This is a genomic window from Haloarcula sp. Atlit-7R (genome assembly GCF_003666065.1).
GTDB lineage: Archaea > Halobacteriota > Halobacteria > Halobacteriales > Haloarculaceae > Haloarcula > Haloarcula taiwanensis.
On the sequence record NZ_QXIK01000012.1, the window covers coordinates 68,490 to 91,803 of the forward strand.

18 protein-coding genes, 4 tRNA genes and 4 pseudogenes are annotated in these 23,314 nt (G+C 57.9%); 21 read left to right on the forward strand and 5 right to left on the reverse strand.

Annotated elements, in window-relative coordinates:
* Positions 1–168 precede the first annotated feature (168 nt).
* The 10 genes from D3D01_RS23775 to D3D01_RS18330 all read left to right on the forward strand — a co-directional run bounded on the left by D3D01_RS23775 (position 169) and on the right by D3D01_RS18330 (position 9,677).
* Entirely contained in the window at positions 169–576 is a 408-nt protein-coding gene (locus tag D3D01_RS23775; RefSeq protein WP_158600508.1) for a hypothetical protein, read from the forward strand.
* A gap of 207 nt (positions 577–783) precedes the next feature.
* The gene (locus tag D3D01_RS18295; RefSeq protein WP_158600510.1) at positions 784–1,131 is read left to right on the forward strand and encodes a hypothetical protein; all 348 of its coding nucleotides are present in this window, start codon (positions 784–786) and stop codon (positions 1,129–1,131) included.
* Complete coding sequence (locus D3D01_RS23525; protein WP_147439949.1) at positions 1,132–1,473, forward strand: hypothetical protein; 342 nt, start codon at positions 1,132–1,134, stop codon at positions 1,471–1,473.
* An 89-nt stretch (positions 1,474–1,562) separates the two neighbouring features.
* Positions 1,563–2,513: an aminopeptidase gene (locus D3D01_RS18300; RefSeq protein ID WP_121513245.1), complete on the forward strand. Its 951-nt coding sequence runs from the start codon at positions 1,563–1,565 to the stop codon at positions 2,511–2,513.
* Between the two features lie 710 nt (positions 2,514–3,223).
* Positions 3,224–3,898, forward strand: coding sequence for a hypothetical protein (locus D3D01_RS18305; protein WP_121513246.1), 675 nt, complete (start codon positions 3,224–3,226; stop codon positions 3,896–3,898).
* Between the two features lie 12 nt (positions 3,899–3,910).
* A complete protein-coding gene (locus tag D3D01_RS18310) occupies positions 3,911–5,029 on the forward strand; it encodes a hypothetical protein (protein WP_121513247.1) in 1,119 nt (372 codons plus the stop codon).
* 32 nt (positions 5,030–5,061) lie between these two features.
* Complete coding sequence (locus D3D01_RS18315) at positions 5,062–7,671, forward strand: hypothetical protein (protein ID WP_121513248.1); 2,610 nt, start codon at positions 5,062–5,064, stop codon at positions 7,669–7,671.
* A 60-nt stretch (positions 7,672–7,731) separates the two neighbouring features.
* Positions 7,732–8,670 (forward strand): poly-gamma-glutamate hydrolase family protein, encoded by a 939-nt coding sequence (locus D3D01_RS18320; protein WP_121513249.1) that lies wholly within the window; start codon positions 7,732–7,734, stop codon positions 8,668–8,670.
* Positions 8,667–9,017, forward strand: coding sequence for a retroviral-like aspartic protease family protein (locus D3D01_RS18325; protein ID WP_121513250.1), 351 nt, complete (start codon positions 8,667–8,669; stop codon positions 9,015–9,017). Before D3D01_RS18320 ends, D3D01_RS18325 begins: the two co-directional genes overlap by 4 nt.
* A gap of 3 nt (positions 9,018–9,020) precedes the next feature.
* Positions 9,021–9,677, forward strand: coding sequence for a hypothetical protein (locus tag D3D01_RS18330; RefSeq protein WP_121513251.1), 657 nt, complete (start codon positions 9,021–9,023; stop codon positions 9,675–9,677).
* On the opposite strand, the gene D3D01_RS18335 is transcribed toward D3D01_RS18330, so the two are convergent.
* Positions 9,664–10,344: an IS6 family transposase gene (locus D3D01_RS18335; protein ID WP_121513265.1), complete on the reverse strand. Its 681-nt coding sequence runs from the start codon at positions 10,342–10,344 to the stop codon at positions 9,664–9,666. The two genes, D3D01_RS18330 and D3D01_RS18335, sit on opposite strands and share 14 nt — an antisense overlap.
* 58 nt (positions 10,345–10,402) lie before the next feature.
* Between D3D01_RS18335 and D3D01_RS18340 the strand changes: the two are divergent.
* From D3D01_RS18340 to D3D01_RS18355, 4 genes and pseudogenes are all read left to right on the forward strand, one after another.
* Positions 10,403–10,927: pseudogene (locus D3D01_RS18340) on the forward strand (aminotransferase class III-fold pyridoxal phosphate-dependent enzyme); the annotation flags it as partial.
* A complete protein-coding gene (gene speB, locus D3D01_RS18345) occupies positions 10,924–11,919 on the forward strand; it encodes an agmatinase (RefSeq protein ID WP_121513253.1) in 996 nt (331 codons plus the stop codon). The pseudogene D3D01_RS18340 and the gene speB, both read left to right, overlap by 4 nt.
* The gene (locus tag D3D01_RS18350) at positions 11,916–13,283 is read left to right on the forward strand and encodes an NAD-dependent succinate-semialdehyde dehydrogenase (RefSeq protein WP_121513254.1); all 1,368 of its coding nucleotides are present in this window, start codon (positions 11,916–11,918) and stop codon (positions 13,281–13,283) included. Before speB ends, D3D01_RS18350 begins: the two co-directional genes overlap by 4 nt.
* Positions 13,284–13,362: 79 nt before the next feature.
* Positions 13,363–14,769: an aldehyde dehydrogenase gene (locus tag D3D01_RS18355; protein ID WP_199725453.1), complete on the forward strand. Its 1,407-nt coding sequence runs from the start codon at positions 13,363–13,365 to the stop codon at positions 14,767–14,769.
* Positions 14,770–15,159: 390 nt separating this feature from the next.
* Here the strand turns inward: D3D01_RS18355 and D3D01_RS18365 are convergent, their stop codons facing one another.
* Complete coding sequence (locus tag D3D01_RS18365) at positions 15,160–17,106, reverse strand: response regulator (protein WP_121513266.1); 1,947 nt, start codon at positions 17,104–17,106, stop codon at positions 15,160–15,162.
* A gap of 97 nt (positions 17,107–17,203) precedes the next feature.
* Positions 17,204–17,689: pseudogene (locus D3D01_RS18370) on the reverse strand (transposase); the annotation flags it as partial.
* A gap of 111 nt (positions 17,690–17,800) precedes the next feature.
* Here D3D01_RS18370 and D3D01_RS18375 point away from each other — a divergent pair.
* Positions 17,801–17,980: pseudogene (locus D3D01_RS18375) on the forward strand (IS630 family transposase); the annotation flags it as partial.
* Positions 17,950–18,657: pseudogene (locus D3D01_RS18380) on the forward strand (RNA-guided endonuclease InsQ/TnpB family protein); the annotation flags it as partial. The pseudogenes D3D01_RS18375 and D3D01_RS18380, both read left to right, overlap by 31 nt.
* Before the next feature lie 28 nt (positions 18,658–18,685).
* Here the strand turns inward: D3D01_RS18380 and D3D01_RS18385 are convergent.
* Both D3D01_RS18385 and D3D01_RS18390 read right to left on the reverse strand, forming a co-directional pair.
* Positions 18,686–20,347, reverse strand: coding sequence for a winged helix-turn-helix domain-containing protein (locus D3D01_RS18385; RefSeq protein WP_121513255.1), 1,662 nt, complete (start codon positions 20,345–20,347; stop codon positions 18,686–18,688).
* Between the two features lie 270 nt (positions 20,348–20,617).
* Positions 20,618–21,868 (reverse strand): RNA-guided endonuclease TnpB family protein, encoded by a 1,251-nt coding sequence (locus tag D3D01_RS18390; RefSeq protein WP_121513256.1) that lies wholly within the window; start codon positions 21,866–21,868, stop codon positions 20,618–20,620.
* Positions 21,869–22,578: 710 nt separating this feature from the next.
* On the opposite strand from D3D01_RS18390, the gene D3D01_RS18395 reads away from it, so the two are divergent.
* The 5 genes from D3D01_RS18395 (at position 22,579) to D3D01_RS23785 (ending at position 23,290) form a co-directional block, all read left to right on the forward strand.
* Positions 22,579–22,654: transfer RNA gene (locus D3D01_RS18395), tRNA-Gln, on the forward strand.
* Positions 22,655–22,660: 6 nt separating this feature from the next.
* Positions 22,661–22,734, forward strand: a tRNA-Asp gene (locus tag D3D01_RS18400).
* Positions 22,735–22,983: 249 nt separating this feature from the next.
* Positions 22,984–23,056: transfer RNA gene (locus D3D01_RS18405), tRNA-Pro, on the forward strand.
* A gap of 4 nt (positions 23,057–23,060) precedes the next feature.
* Positions 23,061–23,147, forward strand: a tRNA-Ser gene (locus D3D01_RS23780).
* A 2-nt stretch (positions 23,148–23,149) separates the two neighbouring features.
* Positions 23,150–23,290: a hypothetical protein gene (locus D3D01_RS23785; protein WP_157969412.1), complete on the forward strand. Its 141-nt coding sequence runs from the start codon at positions 23,150–23,152 to the stop codon at positions 23,288–23,290.
* The last annotated feature ends 24 nt before the right edge of the window (positions 23,291–23,314 follow it).

The window sequence follows — 23,314 nt, forward strand, 5'->3', positions numbered from 1 at the left end:
CAAGAGTCGACAGTTGAATTCACTAAAAACGTTGAAAGAGTAATTGAAGAGACTAGCTGGATCAAAAAGAGAAACGAATCGACGAACAGTTTCGGATTAGGCAGTTACCAGGTGTCTCAATCGTGTACTATACGCGTATATTCGTCTGGTAAGATTGACTGTGTCGGAATGAGCGAACCAATTAAGGCGTACAAGGCACTTCAAGAGTTCATCTTTCGGTTAAAGAGAGAGGATTTAATCATAAGTTCAGATGACAGAATAAAAGTGTCCAATATTTCGGCCAGCGCTGTTCTTGCTAGACCAATTCGACTAAATCAACTATATTATCGCCTTCCATCATCAATTGAACAAATCCAACCCCCAGAAGAACGATCAAATAGCCTCAGATTCACATTAACAGAAGATAATATTCATGTGAATAAATATGATGACGGAAGATTGGCTACAGGAATCAATATGCATGTGTCGGTATTCAACACGGGTACTATACAAATAAAAGGAGCACGCCACCCGAAAATGATAGATAGAGCTATAGAAGTGATATTAGAGTCAATAACTGAAGATTGCATCATCTGATGACCTTGGCTAAATAGACAAATGTCAGAGGTCCATACGCTATTACAGTCTTGTTGTTTTGAATTCAACACCCCTTCTAATTCAAACCCCGCTTCTGTTAGTGCACCCCGTTTGTGGAACAAGTTTGGCCCTGAATTGGTACAAGTGCTTAGACCGGATACACCATCAATCCATATACACAAAGGATTCCCAGCCATCTTAACAAATATGGCTGAACTGAGATGGATTCGTACTAATCAAGAAGAGCTCCGGATGCGAGCTAGGAGTGGCGATAATGAAGATATAGTTGAAGACCTGCTTGAGCTAGATGCGCAGAGGCGTAAATTAGAGGACCGTATTGATGAAATTCGAAAAGAGAGAGTTGCCCATCAAGAATGTATAGGCCAGCTTAGCTTCCAGAACGAAAACGAGGCGGTACAATCACATCAAGAAAAAATGTATAAGTTAGGTTCAGAATTAGATGAAGTTCGAGAAACGTTAGACCACTTAGAAAAGGAGATCGAAGACAAATTGAGGCTATTACCTGATGTGACGGCAACTTCTCAGTTTGACTAAGTGACACTAAACCAACACGAATACTATAAAAAAATAAACATGAGCTCAAATAAAATAGTAAAGAAATTACAAAGCGAGTATAGTGATGCTTATTCAGCCAAACAATACGAAGCAGTAGCGAGAGTCATAAAAAATAAAGAAGAACTGGGAGCAGTTCAATTTGAAGATATTGAACTAGAATCAGGGCCTGAAGCAGCAGTAATAGTGCGAATCGGAAATCAAACGTACTGTGCGGACCCTGAAGGAGAATATTGTGTCAAGCATGGAAAGAAAGGGAGTCAGCAGCCACCAGAGGGCAAAATAGAAGATGGGAAAGGGAACAATACGTTTGGTATTAGATGAGTCAAAATATCTCTGCAGTATTCTGAGTAACTGATCTAAATTTTTGTATACCCCAACATCTATTCGTCGCAGCGGCAAACTTACCTTGTATGGAAGAGTTACGCCAAGCGGCCGAGACAGCTGTTCAAAAATGTCTGAAACTCAAATCTACAGAATCTTGCCTGGTTGTAACTGACGAAGTGTGTCAGTCAGTTGGTGAAGCAATCTATGAAGCTGCAGAAGCCGTTACGGAAGAGTCATCGATAATCCGGTATTCACCAGGCAACCAATTTAGCGAAGAGCCACCCTCCTCAGTAGCAGCCGCTATGAAAGAAGCAGATGTCGTATTTGCTCCGACAGCAAATAGCCTTAGTCACACGCAAGCTCGGTCTTCTGCTACTAGCGCTGGTGCACGTGTTGCGACTTTGCCAACGATCACTGAGGAGGTATTCATAACTGGATTGGCTGCCGACTACTCTAAAATAGCGGAGGAATGTGAAAGAATATATTCACAAGTTTCTGGCGCAAAAACGATAACTGTTACGACGAAAAAAGGGACTGATATTACATTTAAACCTGGCAACAGAAGTTGGTTTCAAGATACAGGTATAGTAGAAAGCGGCGGAGAAATGACAAATTTACCTGCTGGTGAAGTCTTCATGAGCCCCGAAACCGCAGATGGAACATTTGTGGTAGATGGGACAATGCGCCCGCATGGGCTATTGGATAGTAATCATCAAATTCAGATCGATGTTGAGGATGGCTATGTGACGAACATCAGTGACAAAGATCTTGAGAACGAAGTACAAGCAGCTGCTGAGAGTGTCGGAGATGCAGCATACAATCTTGCCGAATTAGGTATTGGTACAAATACAGGCGTAACAGAACTTGTTGGGTCCGTTTTGTTAGACGAAAAGGCTGCTAATACTGTTCACATCGCAATTGGTGACGATCACGCGATTGGAGGCGATACAAGCGCACCGATACATCTTGATGGTGTTATTCGAGAGCCAACAGTGTATGCTGATGGGGAAGTCGTGGAGTTGCCCACTGGGCTGTGAACTACCCCTGCGTACTCACTCGCGGCGGAATCGCTCGTTCCCTGAAGCAGGGGCTTCCTACTTCCAAGACGCGCTTTGCAGGAATCGGAATGGTTCCCGCAGGGAGCGCAGTCTCCACAGGCGTTTCTTCGGACTAAAGACCCAGACAGCTGTTCTATAATTGAGATAACGAAGGTGAGTAAAAGTACCCTTGACAGATTTGAGGGAGTCCGACGCTGCAGAGGACTTGGGAAATCACCCCCCCCTTGGAAATTATGACGGGGGTGAAATAGAAGTCCCACTTACAAAACTACAGTCTCTTACGACTATATCGGAATTCAATCCCTTACACGGCATTAGAATTCAACAGTGGTTTTGATCTCAGAGGTGGGTTGCATGAAACATCGGGTGTTCGACCATCCAAGCTGGGTAAATCCAATAGCCACTAAATATAAAATCCACCATGAAAGAGAACCCGGCTAAATTTTTTCCAGGGCTGATTCAGTTTCTCCCCTCACTTGTTTTTTCGAGGTTTTGAACGACATCCACGGTGAGAAGGGGCCCTTTGTACTAATCGCAATATGAGGCAAAGCAGTACTGAGAAAGACGGTGAGTCCCTGGGTGCGTTGCTCAGCTTTGTGAGTCCAGATGCTGAGGAAGGACGCCCCTGTTCCAACCGCCTCGGCTGCTGGAAAGACATACCACGTGTTTCTATCGTGTTGCTATTTCTCGTGGCTTCGGTCACGGGACCTGGTACAGCAGAGGCGGCAGCTGTCGGACCTGAGAACGCACTCGAAGAGCGAGAGCAGGCCCAAGACCGGCTGGTCGAACTGCAGAAACTCAATGGAGATGCTATGGTGTCGGTTGACGAGAGTACGCTCCAGTCAATTCGCAAGCGAATCGAAAACGGCAACATCAGCTATGGCCGGGCGAATTACGCCGATGCTAAAAAGCACTGGCAGATTGCCAGAGAACAGGCCAGGGCAGCACTCATTCGACACTACGCACGCGGGTCGGATGGGTATCTGAACGCCACGGCTGATTACATAGACGCGCGGCAGTCAGCAGGGTACACTACCGCGGAAGTAGCCCGGTTCAGCGAACGGGCACAGCAGCTTCGCGAGGAGGACTCGACCAGTCTCTCTGCTAGCCGTAACCAGTATCGAGCCGCGAAGAAGTTGAACAACGACGTAGAGTCGGAGCTGCCGACGATGACCATCGTGGACTGGGCGAACCGGCTGACTCCGTGGTGGGTGCCGGTCTCCCTCAGCGCGGGTGTCCTGGTTGTGGTGGGAAGCGGTACCGGGTTTATCGGCTACCGTCGCGGCAAGGCGGCAGCCGCTCAGAACGGCTCCGGTAAGCAGAAACGGGAGAAAGAAACGACGAGAGAGCTGCGAGGCGACTAACGAGGTATCAAAATGAACACCCCACAGAATCTCTTCAACGACCTGATGGACCACTTCGGAACGAACAGCGACGAGGAAGTAGTGACGGATGGCGCAGGACCCGATGCTGGAATGCAAAGACAGTCTCTGGAAGAAACGAACGTTGGCCAGTTCTACCCCTCCAACTCGTTTGCGACTGCGGTCGCCGGGTTCCGAGAAGCAGCTGGTGAGCGGCTCGGAATCCGAATCCCAAGCGAGAGTGTCAAGGATATCGACCTCGGGAGGAACCTCCTGCGCGTTGAGGATGTCGCCCCGATGATGAGGCCGCTCATCGAGGAACGACTACTGGCGCTCTCCCGTCTGGCGGACCACGCGCTGGTCCCCAGTTCGCTCGGAACGGGGTACCCGCTGTACAAGCTCTGTGATGTCGATCTGGCATTTGAGGGGACCATCGATGTCGTGGTTCCATCCCACAAGACTTCGCCGGATGGCCTGTACAAGTACCCACAGAACTCGATCCTGGCAGGTGCCGGGAGTGCGATGATGGATCCGCCAGCGATCCTCGTTGATCACCGTGCAGGAGAAATCGGGATGGAAGACGTGCCACCCGAACTCGCGAAGATGTTGGGAGTGGTTGCACATACTGACGTTGCTAACCGCGGGTACGGCTACTGGACGATGGCAATGGAGACAGTGCCGAGAGGGGGACGGGCAGATATGGACCTCAACCCCGCGATTCAACGAGCCGCGAACTCGCTTGAGCCGTGGTTCTCGCCCACGCAGTGGGCACCCTGGTCAATTGAATCGGGCGACATCAGCGTCGACGAAGCAGTCCCGACGCTCGCGGATGCAGACCGATTCGCAGTCGTCCCGGAAGATGTCGAGTTAGGCCAGCACACGGACTTGCGTGTCGTCAAGTGTAACGTCGAAAACGCGTATGTGGTTGCGTTCTGGCCCTTGGACGTGACTTGGATCAACGAGCACGTCAGATGCGCCGGTGCCCACTACATCGACACCGAGATCCAAGACCCGGGTTCGCCGCTTCACCAGGTTTGGAAGTCCCACGCGGCGACTTTCGGGAGTACAGAACCGGTCGAACGCTGGGAACAGTTCAGGGCAGATCACATAGAGCCGCGACTCGACAGGGAATAACTCCGAATACTGTAATTTCAAGGACGCAAATCATGGTTGATGACATCCAGCTTCTCGACCTTCGCGAGGACAGCGGAGAGGCAACTGAACAGCCGGCGAACGTGGAGACACAAACAACGCTCCAGCCGACAATCAGCGCACGGACCGGAATCGCACTCTTGGTTTTGGTCGGGGTCCTGTTAGTCAGCATCGGGCTGTTTGGACCGTCGATCGCCGAGTCGAGTATCCTGTGGCTGTTTGGGGGTCTCCGTGCATTCCTCGGGGACAGTGCCGACAGCAACGGCGACAAGGCTGGAGACGCGTACACCGAGATGAGCGACGAACTCAGTCTCAAGGAGGTGAGCGGAAAACAGTCCGATGTGACGGTTGAGGAGGAGGCGGCTGCGACCCGCACGCGTCCCGAGATGTCGGTCACGGAGCCGACTGGAGAGCGTGACGTCGGCATGCTCGTCGAAACACTCATGCGAGAGGGGGAGAGGCAACCGCTTCCGGACGCGAGTGGTGTCGTAGCACCGATTCGTCGGCCGATAGCGGCCACGCTCGAAGGGATACCACAGGAACTCACCGTGCTTCGGCGAGATGTTGGTCCCGTCCTTGTCGGTGTCGCCTACAACGAGACAACAGTTGACCGGCTCGCAGAGGTGTACGACACCATGCTGGTCGTATCCCCACAGCACGAGGAGGCCCTGCCGGAAGTACTGAAGTACCTCCCGGCGCTCGTCCAGACTAACGGTGTCTCCGGGCTGGGATCGGCACGGACGTTCACCATCCCGGCCTCCGAACCGCCAGGTCCCGAAGCAGAGAGTCAATCGACGCTGAAGGACCTCCGTGGTCACAAGGGCGAACCACTCCACCCCCTCGCCCGAACTGAGCCGGATTTCCTCACGGTGTCCGCACCACCGGAATGGACGGGCCCAGCACGCTCCGTCCTCTCGGACTACGCCCCGGTTATCGACATCATCGAGTGGGATGACGACCAGATTCACGTTGCGGGGTTTGTCTTCGATAACGCAATCGACCTGCCCGATCATATTGTCGATCACGAGCAGGCAGCTGCTGGGGACGAGGACCCGGTGGCAAAGGGAAATGAGTATCCCCCCAGGTCTGGTGCCGGGCATAACGGCTCCAACGCAGCTGACCGACCAGAAGCGGATGGGGGGACAACCCAGTACGGTGGCGCACCCGATACCGATATCGGGCCCGACACCTCGTCCTCGGACGCTGATGATGGTACGGAGGCGTCATCGGGATCCGATAGTCAGGGCGCAACGCTAACGCCACCAAACCGCGACACTCCGTCCGATTCTGATGCGGACACTCCTGTCGGTGCTGGTGGCGAACCAGGTGCCAGCGGGACTGTCGGCGGAGGGGCTGGTGATGATGGTGGTACTGCCGGGGCGGCAACTGTTCCTGACGACACACGTGGTCGACCCGACAACAGGTCGAGTACCCCGTCGCCTGCAGGTGGTGGTGACTCAGATGCGCCTACGCAGGACGCTGACCCGTCGCCAGAGAGCGATCACGATTCCCCAACCGAACAGCCGTCCGAGCAACAGAACACGTCACCTGACTCGCAATCCGGAGGATCTACAGATGAAGACGACAGCGATGCTGACTCTGGGGGAGCGGTAACCCACCCCCAGCCATCGAGCGACGAGAGTCCGGCCACAGATACTGGGGTGCCGGGGTCCGACAACGACTCCGCTGAAACCCCAGCCTCACCTGGAAATGGCGGATCCGGATCTTCCGATGACGGTGGGACCCTCCCCCCGCCTGGTGCCGACGTCGACTTCGGGGCGGATACTGGTCACGGACAGACTCCCACAGCCGGTAGTTCAGAACAGACGTCTGCGAGCGGGGGCTCGAAGCCGGGTCAGGATGATGGCAGTGGTTCCGATGCCGCGTCACAGCCGACATCCGAGCGACCAAGTCCGACGGGAGACACCCCAAACTCTGGTGACAACGGTGCAGGGAACGGTTTCGAAGCTGGTTCTTCGACATCGGGTGCCGGGTCCACTCCGAGGGCTCCTGACGACGAAGGTCAAGCTCCTTCGGCTCCACCGGACCCCAGTTACGATACGGACGATGGCCCCGGAATCGTCCCGTTCGGGGAAGCCCCTGCATCAAGCGATCCGACGGTCGTAGACGTGGCTGAACACGTTTTGAACGAATTAGCCTTCCAGGCGACCGCCACGCCGAATCGAGAAGTCTATTCGACCGTTTATGCGGACGAGGATGGGCTGATTCGGCACCATCACGTGATTGATCACCCCGACTTCCTTGAGAGCCGGCAGGATTCGATTTCGTTTACGCCCGCCTTCTTTGAGCACCTCCGGCTCCTCGCCAACCAGCGCAAGGATATCGACCACCGACTGGCCGGTGGCGTTCACTCTCATCCAGTCAGTGGCCGGCCGCTCCAGAGTCCAGCAGACAAGCGGTTCACCCGAAAAATCTGGCGGACACAGCGGAATACGGCTTTCGTCATCGGTGTGAAGGAAGGATCCGGTCCTGACGAGTGGACGATTACCGACGACGGCTACGAAGCGCAGCGCCAGTCCAACGAGTATATTGTCCGCATTCGCGCGTTTTCGGGAAATACCGAACCGAAGCAGATCCGACTCCATCAAGATATGGGCCAGTGACACTGGGGCTCCACTCACGCCTACAGACTGCACGCTGAACTCTCTCACAGTTACCACAGTATGACACACAACACGAAACGCGTCCAGGCCAGTGACGCCGACAGTTCGTCACCGGCATATGATACGAAGCATAGTATTACAGTCAGTCAGAGCGTCGCTTCCGAACTGGAAATCGTCGAAGGCCAGCAAGTCGCCCTCGCGAACCCGAACGCTTCACCACAACGTGTCGGCACCGGGCGCTCCATCGCCGCGTACCGTGTGGCCGCGATTACCGACTCGAACGGCGAACGCGTCGAACTGGGCACCGATGGCCGGCAATACATCAGCGACGAGTCGGCCTTCAAGGCTGAACTCCGTGACCAGGTGCCCGACAACTCTCTCACGGTCCCGGAAGCTCGACGGCGCAACGAGTTCACCGAAACGCTTCATATCGATGACTACAGCAGCAACATTCTCGTGATGGCGTACCACGGCGGTGACATCGAGGCAAACACCGCTGAGAGTGCCGACTGGTTTCACAAGAAGTGCAAAGAATACGGCATCACCACCGACGTCTACACGGCTCGTGGCTACGGGAAGGATAACTTCGGCCGCTGGCACGTCGGGTCCTCGTCCATGCATCTGCGTTCGTTCCCGAAGCTCCGGGAGGTTGCTGCCCGTCACTACGACTTGGCCGTTTCCTTCCACCTTCACGATGTAGCAAACAATGACGAGAGTCCGAAGGTACTCGTCGGAGGACGGGCTGAGCCGGACCTACGTAACCGAGTCGCTGGTCGGCTCGATGACGCGCTCCCGTCGAAATATGACTACATCACCGAACTGAGCCAGCATTCGATGATGGGGGCGAGCCACGAAAACGTCGTCAACTGGGTGACTCGGGACGGCGAGAGCGGCCTCCAGATAGAAGTCACACCTCGGATTTCGCAAATTCACCGGAAGACGGTTGGTCGAGAGATCGCATTGGCGGTACTTGCATATCTCGGAAGGGGGAACCTATGACAGCGCTTCATACAGCGAAACCCGTTCTCGGCGCGGTGGAGACGGTTACTCTCTTCGGTGCCATAGAATCCGCCGAGGTCGACGCTCGAATCGACACCGGTGCCAAACGGACGTGTGTCGACCGCTCGCTAGCCGAGTCAATCGGTATTCTACAACCAATCGATGAGGCGACGTTCCGGTCGAGTACAGCCGATAGCGATACGCGCGAGATCATCCATCTCACAGTTGTGGCCAAAAGCCAGGAACACGAAATCAAGGCCAGCGTCACTGACAGGTCGAACTTCTCGACACAGCTCCGACTCGGTCGGGATGTCTTGCAGGATTACCTCGTCGACGTAGAGCAGTAGGCTATGAGATACGAGAAACACATGCGGATTGGTGTTGCTGCCCACGCTGTCGCTGTAGTACTGTGTGGTCTCAGTACCCAATTAGGGCTCCCTCCAGTCATTCTTTTCGGTGCTGCCGGTGGAAGTCTGCCAGCGACACTGGCTGGAACGGCAGTTCCTGACCTTGATGAGCCGAATTCCAAGCCCTATCGGTATTTTTTGCCCGCCGTGACCTGGCTGGTGATCGGTGCTTCCTTCGTCGTTCTACATGCGAATCTCCGGCATCTCGTCACTCTCACTGACAATCTCGTCTCATCGCCGTTGGCAGGGCCACTCGCCGGAGAGGCTGCCGTCGTACTTTCTTTGCTTCAGGGGTGTGGGACGTACCTGCTGCTACCGGAATTCTTGCAGAAAATGGACCACAGGGGGCTCTGTCACCAGATTCCGACCGGCGTTGTCGTCTCCATAGGCCTCTACAGTGCCGGCGTTACGCTTCTTGCTGCTGCGAGAGCGCCGTACCCGCTACTCGTTTCGGGTGTGTTTGCGGGTTCGTTCCTTATCGGCTTCTGTAGCCACCTGTACGCGGACGATCTCCTCCGTGAGCGGCGCGTCTACATTGGTCAGTCGCTGGATAAGGCACTTGATGAGTATATTCATCGGGCACTGTCTAGTTCTGGATAACCTCAGCTGGCGTTTTGCCGTCGAGTGCTTGGTTGGGCCGTTCGTGGTTATAGTGGTGTCTGAAGCGTCTTAGCCACTGTTTCGCGCTGGATTGACTGCCCCTCCAAAACGTGTGAAAGCGGTCGATTCGCATGGTCACAGTCTGGAACCATTTTTCAATGTGGTTCCGGATTCGATAGTCGAGCCGACCGCTCAAATCGTGGCGTGAGAGGGCAGTCAGATAGCCGCTACCATCGACGAGAAACACTGAATCGGCGACATCGTGTTTCTGGGTGAGTCGATGCAAGAACGCCGCCGCGGGGTCAGTCCCGTGGCGGCTGGATACGTCGACCTCTAGCAACAGCTTCGAATCAACGTCGACAGCGGCGTACAACCACTTTTTCTCACCGTCAACCTCGATTTGTTTCTCGTCGACCGCGACCCGCCGACGGCGGAGCCGTCGCGGGTCGCTCTGTGCTTCCGACAGCGTGTGAACCCAATTCCAGACAGCTCCGTGAGAACGGTCGACACCCAGCAAGTCTAAGATAGCAACCGTCTCCCTGATCGACAGCCCCGCGGCGTGAAGACGCACCCCAAATTGCCGGACGGGTGTCGGGGTGCGCTCGTTCTCCCAAACGTCTTGGCTGTCCTCATCTAACGTCTCTCTGAGGAGGTCTGCGAGTTGCATGAGCACTTCTCGCTATGGCCTCCTCGCTTCTCAAACTCACTCAACTAGACAGTGCCACGTGGTGCCGGACATCCTCCCGCAGGCGAAAGGCATCGCTAACGGGATGCCGCTTGGCGCGTTCACCGCCTCCGCCGAGGTCGCCGACGCGTTCGAGGCCGGCGACCACCTCTCGACATTCGGCGGCAACCCTGTCGCGTGCGCGGCAGCGCTCGCGACCATCGACGAACTGACCAGCGGCGTCGTCGAGAACGCGCGCGAACAGGGTACGTGGCTCTCAGCGCAGTTGGACGACCTCGCGGCGGCGTTCGACACGGTCGGCGACACCCGCGGGCTGGGCCTGATGCAGGGGGTCGAACTCGTCGACCCTGACGGCGACACCGGACCAATGGGCGTCGCGCCCGCACCCGACCCCGACGCCGCCAAACAGGTCGGGACCATTCTCAGGGACGACGGCATCATTGTGGGCGTCGGCGGGTACCACAAGAACGTCATCCGCTTCCAGCCGCCCCTGACAATCAGCCGCGAGCAGTTGTCGACGGCTGTCAACGGCCTCCGGAACGCGCTGGCGGAGGTCGAGCCGTGAGCCGACAACGCGGTCGGCGTGCCGACGACATTGGGCCGGGCGTCGAACTGCCCTACGCCGGCATTGAGACGTTCCTGAAAGCCGACCACCGCGATGTGGACGAACTCGGCGGCTACGACGCGGCTGTCATCGGCGTGCCCTACGACGGCGCCGTCAGCAACCGCCCGGGCGCTCGCTACGGCCCGCAGGCGGTTCGCCGGGCGAGCGGGTGGTGGGCGTACCTCTCGGGGTACAAAGGCGGCCTAACCAACATGCGGACCGGGAAACAGGTCGACTTCTCGGAGCTCTCGGTGACCGACTGCGGCGACGTGCCGGTGTTCCCAATGGACCGCGAGCGCACCGCCGAAAGCATTGAGGCCCACGTCGCAGCCATCAGCGAGCGGGCGTTCCCGGTTGTGTTGGGCGGTGACCACTACTGTACCGCTCCGTCGGTTCGCGGGTTCGCCGAGGGAGCGGGCCACGACAGTGTCGGCCTCGTCCAGATAGACGCACATACCGACACCAGCATCGACAGCCCGGTGTTCGGCGACGAGTTCCACGGGTCGAGTACGGCGCTGGTGGCCGACTCGCTGTACTGTGACTACGCCGACATCAGCCAAGTCGGCATCCGGGGGTACGAGTCGCCGGAGTTCTTCGACTTCGCCGCCGAGAGCGGACTGAACCTCTACACCATGCGCGACGTGGCGGACCGCGGCATCGAAGCCGTGATCGAGTCGGCCGTCGACGCCGCGGCCGAGGAGACGGACGCAGTCTACGTCACGTTCGATATCGACGCCGTCGACCCCAGCGTCGCCCCGGGGACGGGGACGCCGGAACCCGGCGGCCTCTCGGCGAATCAGGCCCTGACGGTCATGGAGACGCTCGGCCGTCACGACGCTGTCGCGGGGGCGGACCTGATGGAAGTCGCGCCGGGCCACGACCCCAGTGAGGGAACGCAGCGACTCGCGGCGTACCTCCTCGTGACCCTCCTCGAACGACAGTTCGCAGAATGACATTCGAAACCACCAACCCCGCGACGGGCGAACGTATCGACACCTACGAACCACACGATGACGGGTCCGTCGACGCCGCCCTCTCGGCGGCCGACAGCGCGGCCGAGACGTGGCGGTCCCGCTCGGCCGAGGCCCGGCAAGAACTGGCTGCGGAACTGGCCACGGTCCTCCGGGACCGGACCAAACGCTACGCACGACTGATGGCCGAGGAGATGGGGAAGCCCGTCGACCAAGGCGTCGGCGAAATCGAGAAGTGCGCGTGGCTGTGTGACCACTACGCTGAGAACGCGGCCGCGTACCTCCACGACGAGCGTATCGGGAGCGATCCGGGTGCGGAGACGTACATCGCCTATGAGCCGCTGGGTGCCGTGCTGGGAGTGATGCCGTGGAACTTCCCGTTCTGGCAGGTGTTCCGGTTCGCCGTCCCCGCGGTGACCGCCGGCAACACCGCGCTGTTGAAACACTCGCCGACGACGTTCGGCTGTGCTGCCGCCATCGAGTCGGCGTTCCGGGATGCCGGCTACCCCGATGCCGTTTTCCAGTCGTTGCGAATCGAGGCCGAGCGCGTCGCGGACGTCGTCGCGGACGACCGCATCCGGGCCGTCACGCTGACCGGCAGCACGCGGGCGGGCCGGGCCGTCGCGGAGACGGCCGGCCGGAACATCACGAAGACCGTGCTGGAACTCGGCGGGAGCGACCCGTACGTGGTTCTCGACGACGCCGATCTCGACGCCGCGGTCAACACCGCCGTCACAGCACGCACACAAAACGGCGGGCAGTCGTGTATCGCCGCCAAGCGCCTGCTCGTCCACACGGCCGTCTACGATGAGTTCCTCGACCGCTTCGTCGACCGCATGGAGGCGCAGACTGTCGGCGACCCGACCAGCCCGGAGACGGATATCGGGCCACAGGCGCGGGCGGACCTGCGCTCGGAACTACACGAGCAGGTCGAGGCCAGTGTCGCGGCCGGCGCAACCTGTCGCTGCGGCGGCGACCCGATCGACGGGGACGGGTTCTACTACCCGCCGACGGTCCTGACCGATGCCCCGGCGGATTGCCCGGCACGGACCGAGGAACTGTTCGGCCCCGTCGCGACCGTCATCGAGGTCGCGGACGAGGCGGCGGCCGTAGCAGTTGCGAACGAGACAGACTACGGACTCAGCGCGTCGGTGTGGACCGAGGACCGAAAGCGGGGTCGCCACGTCGCGGAGCGCATCGACGCCGGTGCGGCCTTCGTGAACGAGATGTCCAAGTCCGACCCCCGGCTGCCCTTTGGCGGCGTCAAGGATTCCGGCTACGGCCTCGAACTGTCCCGCCACGGCATCAGGGAGTTCACCAACGCGAAGACCTACTGGATAGAATGAGCCACGACTTCAACCCAGAGATGTACGACCGACACGAACAGGCCATCGCGGCGGCGACAAGCGATCGACAGTTCCCGCTGTGGATAGACGGGCGCGGCCGGCCGACAGCGGCAACACGCTCACGACGCGCGACCCCGCGGTCGACGCGCCGATCACGACCGTTCCCCGCGGGGGCGCGTCCGAAATCGACGCAGCCGTCGACGCCGCTCGCGGGGCGTTCGAGGGCGAGTGGGGCGCGCTGGATCACACCGAGCGCGCCGACCGACTGCTCGCATGGGCTGCCGAACTCCGCGACCACGCGGACGAACTGGCGCGACTGGAGTCGCTCGACACTGGGAAACCGGAGGCGTTCGCGGCCGCGGAAATCGACGAGGGCATCGGGTACATCGAGTACTATGCCTACCTCCTGCACGGCGACACCGACGACCGGGTCCCTGTCGGGGAGGACACCCACGCCTACAACCGGGCCGAACCCTACGGCGTCGCCGGTCTCGTTGTCCCATGGAACTATCCCGTGTTACTGACCAGTTGGAGGCTTGGCCCGGTGCTGGCGGCCGGGAACGCCGTCGTGTTGAAGCCTGCGGAGTCGACCCCGCTGACGACAACCCGGCTGGCCCAACTGGCGGCGGGCATCCTCCCCGACGGTGCGCTGAACGTCGTCCACGGGCTCGGCGACGAGGCCGGGGCAGCGCTGACGAGCCACCCCGGCGTCGACAAGCTCTCGTTCACCGGGGAGGACTCAACCGGGGAGCTGGTGATGGGGGCCGCGGCGGAAAACATCACGCCGGTGACGCTCGAACTCGGCGGGAAGTCGCCCTTTGTCGTCTTCCCCGACGCCGACGTAGAGGCGGCGGCCGCGACGGCCGCCGAGGGGATCTTCTACAACGTCGGGCAGTCCTGTGACGCACTCTCTCGGACGCTGGTCCACGAGGACATCCACGCGGAGTTCCTCGACCACTTCCTCGACGCGGCCGCCGAGTGGAGCGTCGGCGACCCTCTCGACGAAGGGACAACAGTCGGGCCGCTATCGTCGGAACAGCAGTACGAGAAGGTGCGCGACTACGTCGAAATCGGCCGAGACGGCGGCGCGGACCTCGTCCAAGGGGGCGCGGGCCTCGACGGGCCAGGTTGGTTCCACGAACCGACCATCTTTGACGGCGTCGACAACGACAGCCGGCTCGCACAGGAGGAGGTGTTCGGCCCCGTCGCGGCCGTTATCGAGTTCGGCGACTACGCCGAGGCCATCGCGTTGGCAAACGACGTGGACTACGGGCTGGCCGCCGCCGTGGCGACGACGGACCTCTCGCTGGCCCACCGGGCCGCCGCCGACATCAAGGCCGGGACGGTCTGGGTCAACGACTACGCACGGTTCGCTCCAGGACTCGCCTTTGGCGGGTACAAGCGTTCGGGCATCGGCCGCGAGTGCGGCGCCGAGGCGTTGGACGAGTACCGCCAGACCAAGACCGTCGCGATAAACCTCAACTGACGCGGCCCCGTGACAGCAGGTCGGCGAACTCGTCGAGGTAGGCGTCGTAGGTCGACAGTACCGACTCGACGGGGTCGGGACTTGCCATGTCGGCGCCGGCGCCGCGCCGCAGTTCCAGCGGGTACTCCCGGAAGCCGCTCCGGAGGAACTCATAGTAGCGGTCGACGGCTGGTTCGCCCTCGCTCAGGATGCCGCCGACCTGACGTATCCAGAAGCAGGTGTTATCGCTGCTCTTATATCAAGACGGAATACTGTACACGCGGTTCAAACTGACTGAACAGTAGTCAGTGACTCGTACTGGCTATTTCGGGCGATACTGGACATGAATGGATGGGCGCCGACTGGAGTGGGACTCTCGCAGTGTGTGTTATGCGCAGGGAAGACTGCCCGTCACTCAATTGTCTCTAAGCCAGTAATCTCAAATCGTGTCCCACCGATCGAGCTTTCAGTCACACGAATGTCCCATCCATGAGCCTCAACGACCCGCTTGGCGATGTTGAGTCCGATCCCAGTGCCTGATTCAGAGCTCGAATACCCCGGCTTAAACACCTTCTCACGCTCCTCAGCAGGAATCCCAGGCCCATCATCTTCGATATAGAACCCGGCACTGTCACTGGAAATCTTGCCAACGACGACAGTAACATCCAAGCCAGCGTGGTCAATTGCGTTCCTGAACAGGTTTTCCAAGAGGTGCTGGAATTGATCCACGTCTGCTCTGATCAGCATCTGTCCATCGCCCTCACAATCGCAATACATCTCAGCCTCATCAATGGGATCAGCTGCAATATTCCATGCAGCCTCAGCAGCAGTTTCAATCGCAACTGGTTCCTGTGATCCAATCTCCCGTTGCTTACGAGTCAGCCACAGAAGGTCCTCGATAATACGCTCCATTCGGTCAGTCGCTGTTTCGATCACGTCAAGATGCTCGGTTGTACACTCCTCCTGAACGAGGTCCAGGCGGCCGCTGATCACGTTTAGCGGGTTCCGTAAATCATGGCTAACAGTGGCAGCAAACTGCTCTAGCTGTTCTTTTTGATCCTCTAGCTCTCGTTCACGCTTGTTGCGTTCGGAGATATTGCGGCCAGTGCCAACGAGTCCTCTTAGATTGCCGTCTTGATCTGTTAAGCGGCCGACAGTGAATTCATACGGAATCCGCTTGCCGTCTCCAGTAAGCAAGTCTGCTTCGACGGTTGTTTGCCCCGTAGTGAGTGCCTCCTTAATTGCGCTGGCAACTGCATCCTGTTCGTCTGCCGGAAAGAAGGTGACCGCATCAGGGTTCGTACTCTGTTCTTTGTTATCTCCGGCCACCGTCGTGAACTGTTCATTACAGCGCTGAATACGGCCCTCAGGATCGAGAACATAGAAGATGTCCGCAAGCGAGTCAAGTGCTTGGTCGATGAAGGTCCGCTCTGCACGCAGCTCATCACGAATCTTCAGCGAATGCACGGCATGGGAGATGTTGTCCCCAAGTTCACTGAGCAGCGCCTGCTCGCTCTCACAAAAGGCAAACGAGCGAGACGAGTACACACTCAGAAGACCGTACAACGTGCCATCGTATTCTAGTGGAACCGCGGCACAACTTTTGTACCCCCGCTCAAGTGCTTCGTCCCGCCAAGCCTCGAATTCCGGGTCGTTTCGAATGTTCTGTGAGGCAGCGATACGTCGCTCCCGGATAGCCGTACCTGCGGGCCCCTGTCCAGTAGGTGAATCGTCAGCAGTGACAGTAATGTTCTCTAAGTACGACTCTTCAACGCCGGCATAGGCGCAGGGCTCAATCCGATCTGTGGTGGGATCACGCTCGCCAATCCACGCAAAAAGGTAGGGATCGGACTCGCTAATGATTTCACAGACGCGGGTTTTAATTTCTGCAATCGAGTCCGCTCGGATGAGTGCCTGATCGACACTGCTTGCGAGGGTACGAACCCGCTCAAGTTCGGCAGCTTGCTGGCTAGTACGATACTGGTCAACGGCATTTTCGATGCGATTTGCCAGTAATTCGTATCGCTCTGTGCCGTGGCCTTTTCGAAGGTAATCGGTTGCGCCTGCAGCAATGGCATCGCTTGCGACTGCTTCATTCCCTTCCCCAGTAAACAGAATAAACGGTACATCAGGATACTTCTCGCGGACGGCTTCAAGCAGTTCAATACCGTCCTGCCCAGGCATCCGGTAATCGCTGACGATGCAATCAACGTCACTTGCTGCGAGTCGTTCTAACGCTTCAGTACCGCTTGTCTCAGTTATAACATTGAAATCGCTAAACCGCTGCTCAAGAAGTTCGGCTGCCACATCCAAGAAATCTGGTTCATCATCAACGTGGAGGACAGTAATACGCGACATCTCGGACACAATATCGAATCTACTTAATTTCGTATCATAAAGTTGCTGACCCAAGTATCAAAAGAGATACTCTTAGGAGCCTGTCATAGAATCCAACTCATAGCTTCTCACAGCCCGGACCGTTTCCTCGCTCGTAGTTGGTGATTGCAACAACGAGCCGGAGGCAGAGCGCAACGAACACTTCTGTTCGTGCGTGGACGCGGCCTCGGGCGCGGACGTGCCCGAGGCCGCAGTCCTTGACCGCGTCGTTGGTTCGTTCGACGCCTGTCCGGTTGTTGTACGTCTCGTCCAAGATAGATTGTTTCAGCTGAACGTCCTTGCTGTGTTCCTCAATGCGGTCTTCAACTCTGTACTCGATGTCCAGCGGGTCATCGGTGTTTCGCGGGTTGTACGGAGCGACTGGTACGACTCCTGCGGCCAGCAGGTGGTCGTGCCAGTCAAGAATATCGTAGGCGCTGTCTCCAAGCATCCAGATCGGTGTATCGACGGCGAGCGCGTCACATGTGACGCGCATCGCAGTCTCCTGATTCGCTTGCTTGGCTTGTGTGAATTCCGCTGCTATCGGGATCTTTGCACCAGCGCTCTTGGGAAGTAGATTGTTGATTGCGAGAGCTGCGGCTGAAAGTCGAAGGGGGCAAGGGCACCGCGCTAATGGGTGAGGAATCTTTTGTGGGGTCGGTTCGATGTGCTGGCAATGGGACGCGAGCGACGCAAAGAGATCAAGCGTCACATCTCAGAGGAGAAGCTCGACGAGCTTCTCCGCGATGCCGAAGACAAACACAGGATTCGGCGTCTCGGGTTCGTGAAGAATCTCTACCAAGGCGAGATTGCGGAAGCTGCCGACCGGGAAGCTCGGTCGGCAGCGACGTGGGCATCATCAAGTACGCCCACGACACCGACAGCACGATGGTCGGCAGTCTTGACCTCGAATCTGAGTACGAGCGGCTCAAACGCGAGCAGCGAGCGTTGAGCCGCAAACAGGAAGACTCGCAGAACTGGCACGAGCAACGCCGCCGCATGGCCCGCATCCACGCCCACATCGTACGGAAGCGTCGAGACTTCCTGCACAAGTTGTCGGCGTACTACGCTCGGGAGTACGACCTCGTAGCGGTGGAAGACCTCGACGTTCACGGGATGATGCAACTGCCGTTGAACAGTCGGAACCGAGCGTCGGCGTCGTGGCGGACGTTCATCGACTTCCTCGAATACAAGTGCGACCGAGAGGGCACACATTTCGTGAAAGTCGAATCTGAAGGCACGACCCAAGAGTGTGCCAAGTGCGGTGTCGAGGTTGAGAAGGAGTTGTGGGTGCGCGAGCATTCCTGCCCGACCTGTGGGTTCGAGACTGACCGTGACGAGAACGCCGCGTACAACGTGCTTCAACGTGGTCTTCAGGAGCTAGGTTTGGGACACGCCGAAGTGACGCCTGCGGAGACTGCACTCCCTACGTCCACGACTGGTGGGTCGTCCAACATCGTGGACGCAAAGTGCGTCGTTGAAACAGGAAGCCCCACCCTCAAGGAGCGAACGGCGGTAGCCGTGAGCGAGTAGGGTGGGGTAGTTCACTCTTGGTGTAGCGTTACCGGTCAGTTGATTTAACTCGCTGGTACGTATTGAGCCGACCGCTACGATCGACGATGATCTGTCCTTCCTCTTCGAGCTTCCGGAGTTTGTTATAGATCTGATGATCGGGGAAATCTAGCTCTTCTCGGAGGTCTTCGATTGTTTTCGGGGCGTCCAACGAGACGAGTAGCGCGTTCTCGAGACAGTACGAGACGAGCCGGTCCGTGATTGGCGCGACAATATTGTGTCGCTCGTCGAGGACATCGAGCGTATCGAGCACAGCAAACGAGAAGAATTGGCCAGTGCGATCTTCCTGGGTCTTGATCTCTCGGAAGATGCTCTCCCAGTCGAGGTCGGCTTGTCTGGCGATCAGTGCGGCATCTTCGAGATCGCCTTCGCGTTCCGTAATCGATTTGAACACGAAGATATCGGTCAGCGAGAGCAGATGTACGTGAAGATCGCCGTACTCGAATGATTGGTCGCACCGCTCGATCATCGCCGGCGTCAACTGGAGCTGGCCGGCGACCGCCTCCACGAAAATATCCCAGCGCGGAAACCCTTCCTTCTCCAGCACAATACTGGGATCAAGCTGGTTGTATGCCGCTTCCAAGTCACTACGCTCCTCGTATCCCAGGTCCTGAAGCGCTTCGGCGATTGCAAAGAACGTCTGTCCGTCCTCAACGACGATGTCGACGTCTTTCGTCGAATCTTTCAACCCACGCAGAATGAGGTTGCCGCCTCCGAGAAGATACACGTCGACAGGCGTCTCCAGGTGGTCGCTAAGCTCTTCGAGCCCCCGTCGAAGGCTATCTTCCGGATGTTGGCCGCGCGGATAGACCCCATAATCGTTCGCGAGATCGATGAATTCCTCCCACGGGAGAAAGAGCTCATCGTGGTGGACCTCCCGCTGGTCGATGTATGCAAAGAGATCTGCCCATTTCTCGACGCACTCCCACCTGTTTGCGAGCCGCCACAGGTCGCTGGCGTCGAGGCTCGCGCGGTGGGTCAGATAGAATACGCCAGCCATCGCCATCTGTTTCTTGTTCTCAGCGACGGTCACCGCATGGATCAGAACCTCCTCGAGTCCCAGCGACCGATCACCTTGATAGACGTAGGTCTTCGCTGGGTGATAGTCAACACCGTAGCGAGTGAACGCCGAGAACGCAGTCGGCGTCCCATCGACGGTGTCCTTGCTCGTTGCGACCAGTCGGTCGCCGTTCGCGCGATATTCGGTTTCGAACGGTGTCGTTCGGGTTCTCGCTTCGAGGAACGACCGAAGCGTGTCATCGGTGATAGCATACCCGTCGTCCGTGTGTGCGATCGCACCCGTCTCCTGGATCTCGTTCAAATGCTTGTAGAGCGTGGACTTGGCGAAGCCCTGTGTTTGTAACTCCGAAATCGTCTTCGGACCGTCGAGCAGCGCACCCAAGATGTCCTCTTTCGTCCCTATCAGCACGTTCTCGAGTGCGTAGCGGTCGAGGAGCTCGGCAAGCAGTGATGCTTCGTATGTGGGGGCCAGTTGGACGCCGTCAGTTCGGTCTACAAGATGGGCGTTTTCGAGGTCGCCAACAACCTCCGACGTCCAGCTCTGACTGTTATCGATTGCATCGGCTAATTCGCCAACAGAGTAGGACTGATCCCGCAAACAGTCGATTACCCGTAGCTCCGCTTCTCTCATATATTCCAATTCCACCGATGTGTTTATAACCATATCGGTGGGGATGGAATACAGATACCGGACGCTCAGTGTGGGTCGTCAAATGGTGAGGCGTTTGCACAAACGTATTTCGGAGAGACAATTCGATCTGCGAGTCAAACTACTCGAGAGGTGACGTGAACAGGCGCCGATACTCATCGAGCCACTCGATCTCGTGGTACGTCACGTCATTCTGAATGTCGTATTCAATCGGGAGTGGATCCGAACGCTGGGCTGTGAACCGTCTCGGGGTCAAGCCCCGAGGCTTCCCGTTTCAACGACACGACTTGCAGGAACCGACGAAGACTGACCTCCATCGGTTTCCACAGCGGTCGCAGTCTCCACGGGCGTGACTTCGGCCTGTCCCAAACCTAACTCCTGAAGCCCACGAGAAAGAATGTTGTACGACGCATTCGCGTCCCTGTCCGCCTCAAACCCACAACTCGGACAACTGTGTTCCCGAACCCACAACGGCTTCTCCGTCTCAACACCACACTCCGCACACTCCTTGGTCGTCCCCGCAGGGTTCACTTGGACGACGTGCGTGCCGTACAGGTCGCCCTTGTACTCCAGCATCTCGATGAATCCGCGCCACGCGGCGTCCTGCTTGTTCCGTGAATTTCCGTCGCTTTGGAGCATCCCCGCGACGTTCAAATCCTCCACAAGCACGGCGTCATACGTCTTGACGAGCCACGTCGTGAGCTTGTGCTGGAAGTCCTCGACCTTCCGTTTGATTCGACGCTTGACCTTGGCGACCTCACGGCGTTGTTTCTCCCAGTTGTTACTCCCGTGTTCTTTCTGGGAGAGATTGCGTTGTTCCCGACGTAGGCGTTCGTACTCGTCGGAAAGGTCGAGCCAGCCTACGCTGTTGCCATCGCTCGTGTACATGTAGTTGTTGATGCCGAGGTCGATGCCAACGCAACCCTCTGCATCCAAGTCGTCTACGTCGGGTTTCTCGAGGAGTGGAGTGTCTTCGACTTCGAGGCCGAACGTGACGTACCACTCACCAGTCGTCTCCTTTTTCAACGTGACTTCTTTGATAGTGGCGTTATCGGGGATTTCGTGGTGGTAGCGAATGGGGATGTCACCGATTTTGGAGAGCCAGAGCGTTGCAGTCCGACCACTCGTGTTTTTGAGTTCGAAACCAGACTGCGAGTACGTCATACTCTGATACTCTCGCGGTGACTTCCACTTGAGCCACCCAACCTTGTGCCCGTTCTGCTTCTTCTCGGAGAGGGTTGAGAGGTTGTCGTAGAAGCGTTCGACGGTTTTCTGCAGCGCTTTCGAGTGGACTTCGGAGAATACGAGCCATTCGTCTTTCCACTCGGTGAGGCGTTTCTGGTGTTGGTACGCCGAACCGATGTTGTCTTCGTCGGTGTCGAGGGCGTTGTATTCGTAGCGGGTGTGGTTGTAAGCTTGGCGGTGGATGTCAATGTGGCGTTGCACTTCCGCAGTCACGCCTGTTCGGTCAGGATAGGCGCGGAAGCGGTAGTCATACCACATCGCTGTACGTGATTATCGCTGTGTTGGTACTTGATTGTTAGTGTCGCGGAGTGTCAGATTCAGCCCCGGGGCATTCGCCTCGATAGCCTGTAAATAGTTTCTGTGGGTCCAACCGAGAACACCGGTCAGCGTCCGGCTAGCGACGACAGCCGATATTAGAGCAATAAACGTCGTGTGCAACCGCTTGTTGAAGTGTGACTGCCGTGCCTGTGGGTAACACACCCTGACTAATTTTAATACAATTGCCACGATATTCCAGCCTGACGTCCGATACACCCCTCAAACCGAGAGAGTTCAACACGATGATCATCACTCGCCTCACCCCGCGGCGTGCTCGTTCTCGCTTAGCCGCGAGTCCCGTGTTCGGCGAGTGCCTACAAGATCAGCGTGCGAAGAGCCCGGGCGCAAACCGCCGGATCCACGTCGACTTCGAATACGAGAGTTCGACGCACTCCGGCGACGGCCGGACACTCTCACCCGCATAACTCGGCCCCCATACGGACTACCCGTCACGGGTCGGGGAACACGGGATTGCCGCCTGCCTGTGCCCAGTACTCGCTCAGGACACAGACTGATGCGAGTGCGGGATGCCAGGCTCGCGGCTGATTGGTTTCCGTTCGTTTCGATACAGGAGCGAGCGGACTCCGTCCGCGCTGAGCGTACGGAAGTCGTTAGCCAACAACTCCGCAGCGAGAGCTGCGGCTACGTCGAGCCCCGGAGTCTCCGCTGGCGAGGGACGCCGGACTTTGAATCCGGAGGTCGCCGGTTCGATTCCGGCCGGGGCGACTGCATGCCGACGTGGTGTAATCCGGCGAGCATACGGTCCTGTCACGGCCGTGATCCGGGTTCAAATCCCGGCGTCGGCGTGGATGTGTGGCGTGGCCACGTGGGGATACCCATCGAGGTAGGCAGCGCGTTGGTGCGATCAGCTGGATCGTTCCCACGATGCTGGGCCCAGCAGGGTCTGCAACCTACATGAGCCGGTGTGGTATTCCCGGGAGCACCCGAAGTACGCCCCCGCGATGAGACGCGCAACCACGACTACTCGGTCGCGGTTGCGCAGTTGGAAAATCGTACAGATAGATAATCAGCTGCCGAACGCTCGGCAGTCCCGTGAGCCGATGGTCCAGCGGACGATGATCTGTGCCTTGGGCGCACAGGACCGAGGTTCGAATCCGCGTCGGCTCACTGTGCCGTGACTGGGTATTGGGGAACCCAGCGGTCTGCTATGCCGTGGCCGTCTGCTATCGGTCTCCCGGTTCGAATCCGGGTCGCGGCGTCATGACAACGAATGTCTGCCCTGCCTGCGAGGAGGAAGCGTTCCGTCACGTCCCGCTCGGTGAAACAACGTCCATCGACACGATTGGAAGCGTGGAAATCTGTGTCACCGAGGACGGTGCATACTTCCACGGAACGAGGTGACCGCCATCCATCCACTGGCGGACG